Genomic DNA, 11,540 nt, shown 5'->3' with positions numbered 1-11,540 from the left:
GTTTGAGTTCGCCCCATAGCGCGATGCCTTCGAGCAGCGTGCCGCTTTCATTGACACGCGGCAGGCCGTAGCTCAGCGTGGCGTCCATGTGGAAGTGGGGGTCAACGAAGGGCGGACTTAGCAGGTAGCCGGCGGCGTCTATGGTTTCCTTGGCGGGTGCTTGCAGGCCGGGCTCGACGGCGGTGATCTTGCCGTTTTGCACGGCGATGGACATGTTGCTGCGGCCGTCGGGCAGGGTGGCATGGGTGATGAGGAGGTCTAGCATGGCGATGGGCCTTGTGTGGGGTGTCAGCGGGCGCGTTGCGCGCGGTAGCGGTACTGGCCGTCGGCCGGACCGACTTCGATGGTGATGCGGCGCAGCTTGTCGTCATGCCCTGAGGAGGCGCGCGCCGTGAGCACGATGCCGCTCGGCGTTGCGCGGCAGCTGAGGCCGCTGAGCGTGATCTCCGAGTGGTCGTTGTTCATCTCCGTAATCCCCACCGTGTGCTCGGCATGCAGGCTGCCGTTGGCGTCGCGTGCCATCCACTGAACATAAAGAAAAGATTGTGCGTACTGGTCGGCGTGCAGAACGCGATAGGTCCCCTGCTTGTCCTTGCCCCATGTCCCGCACATCTGTACCCAGCTGACCGCGTCGGGTGTCTTGAATGTGTCGTAACTGTAGTTGCTGCCGAGTGCTTGCACATTGGCGCAGGCCAGCGCCAGCAAGGCCGCCAGCAGCGCGCCCCGAGGGGTGGTGGTCCTCGTCATCAGCGCTCTCCTTTGCGATACGGTTTCATCCAGGCGTGGGTGACGAGGAGGTCTGGCATGGCGTGGGCCTTTCAGCTGCGATTTTGCGGGTTCGCGGCCCAGTGCGCGCGAGGCAGGCGGTACACACAGCAGCGCCGTTCAGGATTGTCCGCGGGATAAGCCCAGTGGTCGAATTCGTAGTCAGGGCTTTCCTGCATGCCCAGGCGCTGCATGACGGCGCGCGAACGGGTGTTGCGCAGCGTTGTCATCGCGACGATCTCTTCCAGGCCCAGGGATTCGAAGCCGGCGCGCAAGGCCATACGGCCCGCCTCGCTGGCCAGGCCCAGGCCCCAGAAACGCCGCGCGAGCCGCCAGCCCACTTCCACGCAAGGGCCGAGCGGAAATTGCGGGTCTGGAATGTTGAGGCCGGTGAAGCCGGCGAATTGCGGCGCCTTCGCCCCTTCGGCCAGGTAGTCCAGGGCCCAGAGTCCCCAGCCGCGCTCGCTGATCTTGCGGCTCATGCGGTCTATCCAGGCGTCGCTTTGCTCACGCGTGAGCACGGCCGGAAAGTGTCGCATGACCTCGGTATCGGCCGTCATGGCCGCAAACGGTTCGCGGTCGGCCTCTTTCCAGGGGCGCAGCTGCAGGCGCGAGCTGGCCAGCAAGGCCGGTGCGATGGTGATGGCACTGCCGGGCACCCATTCAATGGGCGCGGCTTCGATGCTACCGCCCAGCGCGTCCAGCAGCAACTGGCGCTCGGCTTGTTTGCGGGCGGTTTTTTCATTGAGGAAGGCCGGGTCGGCGCTTTCCGGTTGGCGGCTGCGCATCAGCGCTCACCCTTGCGGTACGGTTTCATCAAGGCCTGAGGATACGCCGCCTTGCGTGCCACCAGCACCAGCGCGAGGATGGACAGCAGGTAGGGCAGCATCAAATACACCTGGTAGGGCACGTTGACCAGGCCCGAGGTCTGCAGGCGCAGCTGCAGCGCGTCGAAAAACGCGAACAGCAGGGCGCCCAGCAGCGCCTTGCCGGGCCGCCACGAGGCKAACACGACGAGGGCCACACAGACCCAGCCGCGGCCGTTGACCATGTTGAAGAAAAAGGCGTTAAAGGCCGAGAGCGTGAGGAAAGAGCCGGCCACGCCCATCAGGGCCGAGCCGGCGACGATGGCCGCCGTGCGTGTGGCCGCGACCGAGACGCCCTGGCCTTCGGCGGCCTGGGGGTTCTCGCCGACCATGCGGATGGCCAGGCCGGCCGGCGTGCGGTAGAGCAGCCAGGCGACCAGCGGCACCAGGGCCAGCGCCAGCAAGGTGAGCGGGGTTTGCGCGGCCAGGATGTCCAAACCCGTGCCGTCGAGCCAGTGCATGGGCGCAAACGGCATGACGGTGGGCGGCGTGTCGACCTTGGGGAAACTCACGCGGTAGCCGTAATAGCTGAGCGAGGTCGCCAGCAGGGTGATGCCCAGGCCGGCGACGTGCTGCGAGAGTGCCAGGCCCACGGTGAGGAAGGCATGCAGCAGCCCGAAGATGGCGCCGGTCAGCGCGGCCACGGCCACGCCCAGCCACAGCGGCGCACCGGCGTACACGGCCAGCCAGCCGTTGAAAGCGCCTGCCACCATGATGCCTTCGATGCCTAGGTTGAGCACGCCGGCGCGTTCGCAGAGCAGCACGCCCAGGGTGCCGAGGATCAGCGGTGTGGCGATGCGCAATACCGCTATCCAGAAAGGAGCGGCGGTCAAGATGTCAAGCATCTCAGTCATGGCTTGCGCCCCAACACCAGCCGGTATTGCGTCATCAGCGTCGCCACCAGCACCGAAATCAACGAAGCCGCAACAATCACATCGGCGATATAGGTGGGCACGCCGACCGCGCGGCTCATGGTGTCGGCGCCTACCAGCACGCCGGCCACAAACACGGCGGCGGCGATCACGCCCAGCGGATTCAGCGCGGCCAGCATGGCGATCACGATGCCGGTGTAGCCGTAGCCGGGCGACATGTCCAGCGTGACGTAGCTSGTGCGGCCGGCCACCTCGATGGCGCCSGCCAGSCCSGCSAGCGCGCCCGAGAGCAAGGCGACCAGCACCACGGTGCGCGTGACGGGGACGCCGGCGAAGGCTGCCGCCCTGGCGTTGGCGCCCATGGCGCGTATGTCAAAACCCAGCACCGTGTATTTGAGCAAGGCCCACAGCGCCACGGCCAGGCCGCAGGCCCAGAACAAGCCGGTGTGTATGCGCGTCTGCTCGATCAGTTTGGACAGCTCCAGGTCGCCCAGCAGCGCCACGCTTTGCGGCCAACCCATGGCGGTCGGGTCTTTCATGGGACCGTCGAGCATGGCCGAGACAAACAGCAGCATCACGAAGTTGAGCAGCAGGGTGGTGACCACCTCGTCGACGCCCAGCCGCGCTTTCAGCAAGGCCGGCCCCAGCAGCAGCAGGGCGCCGGCCAGTGCCGCTGCCAGCATCATGAGGCCGAACAGCAGCCAGACGGGCAGCTCAAAGCCGGTGCCGCCATGCAGGCCGCCCACGGCCACGGCGGCCAGCGCGCCGGCATAGAGCTGGCCTTCGGCGCCTATGTTGAAGAGGCGCGCTTTGAAGGCCACGGTGGCGGCCAGGCCGGTCAGGATCAGCGGGATGGCGCGCGTCAGGGTTTCGCTGAGCGCAAAGACCGAGCCGAAGCCGCCCTTGAACAGCAGGCTGTAGGTCTGCCCCAGCGGCGCGCCTGCCCACAGCACCAGCAGCGCGCTGACCAGCAGCGTGAAGGCGATCGCGCCTATCGGGGCCAGCAGCAGGGCAAGCTTGGAGACCTCGCTGCGTTTCTCGAGTCTCATGCCGGCACCTCATGCCCGGCTTGGGCGCCAGCCATGGCGAGGCCAATCGCTTCGCGCGTCCAGGCCTCGCCGGGCAAGGCCTCGGTGAGCCGGCCCGCATGCATGACCGCGACCCTGTCGCCCAGCGCGATGACCTCGTCGAGGTCGTCGGAGATCACCAGCACGGCCGCGCCGGCATCGCGCGCGGCGATCAGCTGCTGCTGGACATAGGCGACCGCGCCTATGTCCAGGCCCCAGGTCGGCTGGTGGGCGATGATGAGTTTGGGCCGCTGGGGTGCGGTTTCTGTCGAAGGAGACACCAGCGCTCTACCGAGGATCAGCTTTTGCATATTGCCGCCGGAAAGCGACCTGGCCGCCGTGTGCGGCCCGCCGCCGCGCACGTCGAACTCGCGCACGATGCGCGCCGCATGGGCTTGGGCGGCCTGGCGCTTGACCCACAGTGCCTGGGAGAACGCCTGGCTGCGCAGGCGCTCGGACACGGCGTTTTCCCAGACGCTGAGGTCGCCGACGACACCGACGCCGTGCCGGTCTTCGGGGATGCGCGCCACGCCTTGCGTCACCAGCCAGGCAGGCGAGGCTTTTAAAGGCTGGCCCAGCAAGCTCACCGTGCCCCGGCTGGCTTCGCGCATGCCGCACAGCAGCTCAGCCAGCGCGAGCTGGCCGTTGCCTGAGACGCCGGCAATCGCGACGATCTCGCCCGCCTTGAGTTGCAGCGAGACGCTGTCGAGCCGGTCGCGGCCGGCATCAGCTGTGCTGACGTTGTTGAGTGTGCAGACGGCTGCGCCCGTGGCCGGCGCGGGCCGGCGCTGCGCGGCTGCGACGGCATGGCCCACCATCCACTGCGCAAGCTGTGCCTGGCTGGTGCCGGCGGCCGGCGCCTGGGCCACCAGCTTGCCGGCGCGCAGCACGGCCACACGTTGCGAGACACGCAGCACCTCGGCCAGCTTGTGGCTGATGAAGATGATGGACAGTCCCTGGGCCACCATTTGCCCCAGGGTGTCGAACAGCGCCTCGCTCTCCTGCGGTGTCAGCACGGCCGTGGGTTCGTCGAGGATCAGGATGCGCGCGCCGCGGTACAGGGCCTTGAGGATCTCGACGCGCTGGCGTTCGCCGACCGAGAGGCTGCCGACTTTGGCCTCGGGCGCGACCGGCAGGCCGAAGCGCTGCGCCACGTCCAGCAGCTTCGCGCGCGCAGCACCGCGCCGCGAGAACGGTTGCCACAGCGGCTCGCTGCCCATCATCACGTTGTCGAGCACGCTAAGGTTGTCAGCCAGCGTGAAATGCTGGTGCACCATGCCGATGCCGGCCTCGAGTGCCGCACGCGGGTTGCCGGGCGGCAGCGGCCGGCCGAAGGCCTCGATGCTGCCTTCGTCGGCCGTGTAGTGGCCGAACAGGATGGACACCAGCGTGGACTTGCCGGCGCCGTTCTCGCCGAGCAGCGCGAGGATTTCGCCGGCCTGCAGGTCCAGCGAGATCGCGTCGTTGGCGAGCAGCGGGCCGAAGCGTTTGGTGATGCCGCTGAGGCGAAGGACGGGAGCGGCTGTCACGGTATGACTCCTTCCCCCGCTGGGGGAAGGCTGGGATGGGGGCCGTCGGCGTCTGATGTTGCGCCGTGTGTGTTTGCAGGCCGCAGGCCCTCACGCCAACCCTCTCCCAGGGGGAGAGGGAGTGAAAAGCCCCTCAGGGTGTCCATGCCAGGAGGAACGCCAGCAATACTTTCGCCGAATTGTCCGCGGCGATATTCATGAAGGTCACCATCTCATTGGCGCCGTCCCCTCCACCGGCCAGGTCGCTGAGGGAGCGAAACGCAATGTAGGGCACGCCATTGCTATAGGCCACCATGCCGACGGCGGCGGTTTCCATGTCGAGCACATTGGCGCCAAAGGTCTTGAAGGTGTATTCGCGGAAGGCGGCGTTGTCGACAAAGGCCTGGCCGGAGACGCCGTTGCCGCCGACCAGGAGCTGCGGCTTGTGCGTCAGGCAGACGCCGGCATTGCAGGACTCCAGCGCGATAGGGCCCAGGCCGCGGGCCACGGCCAGCATGCGCGGGTCGACCTCGAACCAGAACTTGCGCACCGGCGCCGGGCTGGCGGCCGTGCGGGTTTCGACGGGGCGCGGATGCAGCATGCCGTAGGGCGCCAGGGTCTGGGCTTCCATGCGCGGCGGGATGGCGAATTTGCCAGGCGCGGTTTCGCGCGCCATCAATACCTCGAGGTACTGGCCCCACTGGGCCGGCACGCTGACGTCGCCGATGTGCAGGCCGGGGTTGACGCCGCCGGCGATGCCGCTGAAGACGATGCTGTGGATGTTGAAGCGGTCCAGCACGAGTTGCGTGTTCATGGACGCGTTGACCATGCTGATGCCGGAGAGAAACAGCACGACCGGCTTGCCCTGCAGCGTGCCGGTGTGGAAGTCGACGCCGTTGATGCGGTGCCGCGCGGGCGCCTGCAGCTGCAGCAGCAGCAGGGTGAGTTCAGGCTGGAAGGCTGACATCACGGCGATGCGCGGTGTTTCGTCAAGCCGCACCGGCGTGCCGGCGGCGGGCCGGGTGGCGCAGCCGGCCAGGCTCAGGGCCAGAAAACCGATGACGACAAAAGCCGACAGCCGGGACGAAAAGATGCGCCGCAAGTCAAACTCAAAATGCATACGGCGCGCCTTTCGGGTTCAGCGATTATTTGGTCGTGGACTTGGGCTGGTTGTCGTCGACCTTGATGGTGGCCTTGCCGTCGAGGATGTCTTTCTCTTTGGCCTTGACCTTGGCGACGATGTCGGCGGGGATCTTCTTCTCGAAGGTGCCCAGCGGGGCCAGTTCGGAACCCTTGTACTTCATCATCGAATACGGGCCGTAGTCCTCGGCCTTGAACTTGCCTTCCTTGACGAGCTTGATGGCGCGGTCGATGCTGGGCTCCATATTCCACAGGGCCGAGGCCACCACGGTGTCGGGGTATTTGTCCTGGGTGTTAATGACGTTGCCGATGGCGAGCTTGCCTTTTTCCTTGGCGGCATCGCTGACGCCGAAGCGTTCGGCGTACATCACGTCGGCCCCTTTGTCGATCATCGCGAAGGCGGCTTCCTTGGCCTTGGGCGGGTCAAACCAGCTGTTGATGAAACTCACGCTGAACTCGACCTTGGGGTTGGTTTCCTTGGCGCCAGCCATGAAGGCGTTCATCAGGCGGTTGACTTCGGGAATCGGGAAGCCGCCGACCATGCCGATCTTGTTGGTCTTGGTGACGCCGCCGGCGATCATGCCGCTCAGGTAGGCCGGCTCCTGGATGTAGTTGTCGAACACCGAGAAGTTGGGCGCCTGTGGCTTGCCCGACGATCCCATCAGGAAAGACACTTTCGGGAAATCCTTGGCGACCTTGCGGGCCGCGGCCTCGACGGCGAAGGCTTCGCCGACGATCAGCGCGTTGCCGGCCGTGGCGTATTCGCGCATCACACGTTCGTAGTCGGCGTTGGAGACGTTCTCGGTGGCCTTGTATTCAATCTCCCCGCGCGCCTCGGCGGCTTTCAGCGCCTTGTGCAGGCGGCTGACCCATTGCTGCTCGAAGGGCACGGTGTACAGCGCGGCGACCTTGGTCTTGGCCTGGGCAAACGCCAGGCCGGGCAGTGCGATGGCGGCGGCGGTGGCCAGCAGCACGAGTTGGCGGCGCTTGAGGCGGGAGGCTTGAAACATGGGACTCTCCGGGTTGGTGGGTTCAGGTTCAGGAAAAACAGCGGCAAAAAATCAAGAGATCACCGTTCCCGCTTTTCCAAGCAGGGGCCGCGGAACCGGCTTTGCCGGGCCGCAGGCGCAGCGGCCCCCTCGGGGGGCAGGGAGCTACACGCAGTGAGCGACCGTGGGGGCTCATTTCGTGCCGAAGATGCGGTCCCCGGCGTCGCCTAGGCCTGGGAGGATATAGCCATGGCTGTTGAGTTCGCGGTCAATGGCTGCCGTGTAGATGGGCACGTCGGGATGCGCGGCCTGCAGGGCCTTGATGCCTTCGGGGCAGGTCAGCAGGCAGACGAATTTGATGGACTTGGGGTTCAGTTCCTTGAGCCGCTCGACGGCCGCGATGGCCGAGTTGCCGGTGGCCAGCATGGGGTCGACGACCACGATGTCGCGCTCTTCCATGTCATGCGGCATCTTGAAGTAGTACTCGACGGCCGTGAGCGTCTTCGGGTCGCGGTACAGGCCGACGTGGCCCACGCGCGCGCCGGGCACCACGCTGAGCATGCCTTCGAGGATGCCGTTGCCGGCACGCAGGATGGAGACAAACACCAGCTTCTTGCCGTCTATGACCTTTGAGGTGGTTTTTTCGAGCGGGGTTTCGATCTCGATGTCCTGCATGGGCATGTCGCGCGTGACCTCATAGGCCATCAGCATGCTGAGCTCGTTGAGCAGGGTGCGGAAGGTGTTGGTGGAGGCGTCCTTGCGGCGCATCAGGGTGAGCTTGTGCTGCACCAGGGGATGGTCTATCAGGTGGACTTTGCTGGGCTGGATGGTCATGTGCGTGTGTGCCTCTGTGGTCTTGTCTTTATTTGTCGTCGCTCTTGTTCCCGGCAGGCTTCCCGGAAAAATTTCAGAAAACCGTGCCGTCGCTTTCGATGTTCAGGGGCGGCAGGCCTTGATGCAATTGCTGTGCCAGCGCGCGCCCCGCGGCCCAGGTGCCGCCTTCGAGCACACAGGCCAGCGGCATCTGTTCAGCGGTCAATCCTAACTGCTCGCGCACCAGCGGCGCGAGTTCGTCGAGCAGGGCCACCGTGAGCGCGCGCCATTCGACGATCAGTTCGTCGCCGGCCTGGTGCAGGCGGCCGGCCTGGGCCGGGTCCTTGAGCAGCAGCACGCCGGCGTCCAGGAACAGGCCGCCGTTGCGGTACTCGGGCAGGCCGGTGAGGGCGTCCAGGCCATTGACCTGCACGCCGGCCCATTCAAAGGGTTCGAGCAGCGAATAGGTGAGCCACTGCGAAAGCTTGTGGAAGGGCATCCAGCCCTGGCTGGGCCCGCCGTCGGCCTCGCCGGCCGCCGAGTGCCGCCAGCAGTCGCCGAGCGGGATGCTGCCCAGCAGGTTCTGCGCGGGCCAGATGGACGACAGGCCGGTGAGCAGGATGGACAGCAGTTCATGCGCCTCGACGGTGTTTTTGCCGGGCAGCACCAGCACCTCGAACAGGTGGCCGGGGCGGCCGCGCGGCCCGAAGAGCGCGGGCTGGTCTTGCAGGGCCTGGCCAAGGCGGCGCAGCAGCGCGGCGCGGCCTTCAAGGCCTATCAGCGGATTGCCCTCGGTGACCTGGAAGGCGGCGGCGAGTTGTTCGGCGGTGACGGCCTTGAGGCCCGCGGCATCGGCCTGCAGCGGGTACTGCGGGTCGCTGGAGAACATGCCGGCCATGAAGGCATGGAAGCTGGCCACGCCCAGGCCTTCGGAGCGGCTGTATTCGCAGCCGGGCCGTTCGCCCTGGGCGGTTTCGAGGTAGCGCCATTGCGGGCCGGCGCCGGCGTCGAGCAGCACGCTGATCAGCGCCAGGTCGATCTGGGCGCGTGCGCGGCCGGCCGCCGTGGCGGAGCCCAGCGCTTCACTGRGCAGGGCTGGGCGGTCGATGCCGCCGGCCTCGAAATGCCGCCAGCGCGAGTGGTAGGGAATGTCCAGGGTTGGATAGCGGGCGCGCGTGATCTCGGCGACCAGGCCCGCGGCGGTGGACAGGGCGCCGTCGTTGACGCTGAACCAGGCCGATTCGCCGCGGCGCGCGCGGGCCAGCAGGGCGGCGGCGCGCGCGCGTATGGTGGCGGTGGATCGCAGTTCGGTGGCGGCGCCTATGCCGCGCAGGTTGCCGGCGATGGTGTATGCGGCATTGACAGGAGGCGTGGTGGCTTCARGCATCCAGCCCCCGGCCCTTGGCTTTTTTGAGTTCCTCGGCATCGGGTACGGCGCCGGGCGTGAAGTAGCCGGCGGCCATCTTGGCATCCATCTCGACCTGGGCGTCGGCGGGGATCATGTGGTCGGGGATGTTGACGCGCTCGACGACCTCGATGCCGGCGCGCGTGATGGCGTCGTATTTCATGTTGCTCATGGAGACCAGCCGGTGGATTTTCCGGATGCCCAGCCAGTTCAGCACGTCGGGCATGAGCTCCTGGAAGCGCATGTCCTGCACGCCGGCCACACATTCGGTGCGGGCGAAATACTGGTCTGCGGTGTCGCCGCCGACCTGGCGCTTGCGGGCGTTGTAGACCAGGAACTTGGTGACCTCGCCGAGCGCGCGGCCTTCCTTGCGGAAGTAAGACACCAGGCCGACGCCGCCGCGCTGCGCGCCCTGTATGCATTCCTCGATGGCGTGCGTGAGGTAGGGACGGCAGGTGCAGATGTCGGAGCCGAAGACGTCCGAGCCGTTGCATTCGTCGTGCACGCGGGCGGTGAGTTCGATCTCGGGGTTGGCCAGGTCGCGCGGCTTGCCGAAGATGTAGGCGGTGAGGCCGCCTATGGGAGGCAGGAAGACTTCCAGGTCGCTGCGCGTGACGAGTTCGGGGTACATGCCGCCGGTTTCCTCGAACAGCACGCGGCGCAGGTCGGTCTCGCCGCAGCCGAAGCGCCGGGCCACCTCGGGCAGGTACCAGACCGGCTCGACGGCCACCTTGGTCACCATGGCCGCACCGCCGGCGGTGAGGTATTTGCCATCGGCCTTGAGCCGGCCGGACTGCAAGGCTTCAATCACTTCGGGCAGGATGACGTGGGCCTGCGTGACCGCGATGGTCGGGCGTATGTCGTAGCCGGCGGCCAGTTCGGCCGAGAAGACGTCGGCCACGGTGGCGCCCCAGGGGTCCATGGCGACGATGCGGCCGGGCTCGCTCCACTGCGGGTAGGGGCCGATGACGTCGGTGGGCGAGGTGTTGGTGAGATCGGCCTTGTGTTTGGCTGACAGTGCGCCCGAAGCGATGGCGAGCGCGCGGTAGACGCTGTAGGAGCCGCTGTGGGTGCCGATGACGTTGCGGTGGCTGCGTTTGGTGGTGGTGCCGACCACCGGCCCGCGTTCGGCGGGTGTGGCCGCGCCCCARTGGATGGGCAGCGCACCGGAGCCGCCGGCGTGCGAGGTCAGCCTGATGTGGGAGGCGGGGGACGCCGGTGAGGCARGCGGGGAGGATTGAGGACCGGAGGCTTGACAAGCCCGGCACGCACCGGGTCGCCAATTTGCGACAGCGGTATTGCTCCTTCCCCCGCTGGGGAAAGGCTGGGATGGGGGCCTGCGGCGCTGGACGTTGCACCGCGTGTGTTCAAAGGCCGCTGGCCCTCACGTCCCCCTCTCTCCCCGGGGGAGAGGGAGAAAGAGGGGGCGGAGAGGGAATTCGCCTCAGCGTTTCTTGCCGCCGAAAATGCTGCCGAGCACGCCGCGGATGATCTCGCGGCCCACGGCCGAGCCCATGGTGCGCACGGCGGACTTGGCCATGCTTTGGGCCAGGCCGTCGTGCTTGCCGCCGCGCGGGCCTGTGGTGCCGAAGAGCACGTCGTTAAGGCCGCCCATGATGCCGCCGGAGTCGCTGGTGCCGGCCGCACCGCCCTGGGGCGCCTTTGCGGCTTCGGTCGCCGCCACTTCGGCGCGGCCCTTGATCTTTTCGTAGGCCGATTCGCGGTCCACGGTTTTTTCATAGACACCCGCGACCAGCGAACCCTGGAGCAGGGCCTGGCGCTGCGCCGGTGTGATGGGGCCGATCTGGCTGCCGGGCGGCAGCACATACACGCGTTCGGTGATGCCGGGCCGGCCCTTGGCGTCGAGCAGGCTGACCAGCGCTTCGCCGACGGCCAGTTCAGTGATGGCGGTCTCGATGTCCAGGCCGGGCTTTTGCCGCATGGTCTGCGCCGTGGCCTTGACGGCCTTCTGGTCGCGCGGCGTGAAGGCGCGCAGCGCGTGCTGCACGCGGTTGCCGAGCTGGGCCAGCACCGAATCGGGGATGTCCAGCGGGTTTTGCGTCACGAAATACACGCCGACGCCCTTGGAGCGCACCAGGCGAACCACCAGTTCGA

General features: G+C 67.1%; 12 protein-coding genes. All 12 read right to left on the bottom strand.

Annotated elements, in window-relative coordinates:
- A partial coding sequence (locus AC1D0P_RS14815; RefSeq protein WP_477677438.1) for an amidohydrolase family protein occupies positions 1-265 on the bottom strand: 265 nt, incomplete at its 3' end.
- A gap of 23 nt (positions 266-288) precedes the next feature.
- Positions 289-747, bottom strand: a complete 459-nt coding sequence (locus AC1D0P_RS14810; RefSeq protein ID WP_477677437.1) for a hypothetical protein — start codon at positions 745-747, stop codon at positions 289-291.
- 71 nt (positions 748-818) lie between these two features.
- Entirely contained in the window at positions 819-1,553 is a 735-nt protein-coding gene (locus tag AC1D0P_RS14805) for a GNAT family N-acetyltransferase (protein ID WP_477677436.1), read from the bottom strand.
- Positions 1,553-2,485 (bottom strand): ABC transporter permease, encoded by a 933-nt coding sequence (locus tag AC1D0P_RS14800; RefSeq protein WP_477677435.1) that lies wholly within the window; start codon positions 2,483-2,485, stop codon positions 1,553-1,555. The genes AC1D0P_RS14805 and AC1D0P_RS14800 overlap by 1 nt, the downstream gene beginning before the upstream one ends.
- Positions 2,482-3,552: an ABC transporter permease gene (locus tag AC1D0P_RS14795; RefSeq protein ID WP_477677434.1), complete on the bottom strand. Its 1,071-nt coding sequence runs from the start codon at positions 3,550-3,552 to the stop codon at positions 2,482-2,484. The genes AC1D0P_RS14800 and AC1D0P_RS14795 overlap by 4 nt, the downstream gene beginning before the upstream one ends.
- The gene (locus tag AC1D0P_RS14790) at positions 3,549-5,099 is read right to left on the bottom strand and encodes an ABC transporter ATP-binding protein (RefSeq protein WP_477677433.1); all 1,551 of its coding nucleotides are present in this window, start codon (positions 5,097-5,099) and stop codon (positions 3,549-3,551) included. The genes AC1D0P_RS14795 and AC1D0P_RS14790 overlap by 4 nt, the downstream gene beginning before the upstream one ends.
- A 133-nt stretch (positions 5,100-5,232) precedes the next feature.
- Positions 5,233-6,198 (bottom strand): 5'-methylthioadenosine/S-adenosylhomocysteine nucleosidase, encoded by a 966-nt coding sequence (locus tag AC1D0P_RS14785; RefSeq protein ID WP_477677432.1) that lies wholly within the window; start codon positions 6,196-6,198, stop codon positions 5,233-5,235.
- A 25-nt stretch (positions 6,199-6,223) separates the two neighbouring features.
- Positions 6,224-7,228 carry a BMP family protein gene (locus AC1D0P_RS14780; protein WP_477677431.1) on the bottom strand — a complete coding sequence of 335 codons (1,005 nt, stop codon included), beginning with the start codon at positions 7,226-7,228 and terminating at the stop codon, positions 6,224-6,226.
- Positions 7,229-7,399: 171 nt separating this feature from the next.
- Positions 7,400-8,041 carry a uracil phosphoribosyltransferase gene (gene upp / locus AC1D0P_RS14775; protein WP_477677430.1) on the bottom strand — a complete coding sequence of 214 codons (642 nt, stop codon included), beginning with the start codon at positions 8,039-8,041 and terminating at the stop codon, positions 7,400-7,402.
- A 73-nt stretch (positions 8,042-8,114) separates the two neighbouring features.
- A complete protein-coding gene (locus tag AC1D0P_RS14770) occupies positions 8,115-9,407 on the bottom strand; it encodes a URC4/urg3 family protein (RefSeq protein WP_477677429.1) in 1,293 nt (430 codons plus the stop codon).
- Complete coding sequence (locus tag AC1D0P_RS14765; RefSeq protein ID WP_477677439.1) at positions 9,400-10,623, bottom strand: GTP cyclohydrolase II; 1,224 nt, start codon at positions 10,621-10,623, stop codon at positions 9,400-9,402. The genes AC1D0P_RS14770 and AC1D0P_RS14765 overlap by 8 nt, the downstream gene beginning before the upstream one ends.
- Positions 10,624-10,869: 246 nt before the next feature.
- Positions 10,870-11,540 (bottom strand): helicase HerA-like domain-containing protein (locus tag AC1D0P_RS14760; protein ID WP_477677428.1); only part of this gene is annotated, 671 nt, incomplete at its 5' end.

Source organism: Polaromonas sp. P1_G2 (assembly GCF_056405515.1).
Note: the sequence above shows the minus strand (reverse complement) of the source record. Positions and strands in the feature narration are given on the sequence as shown.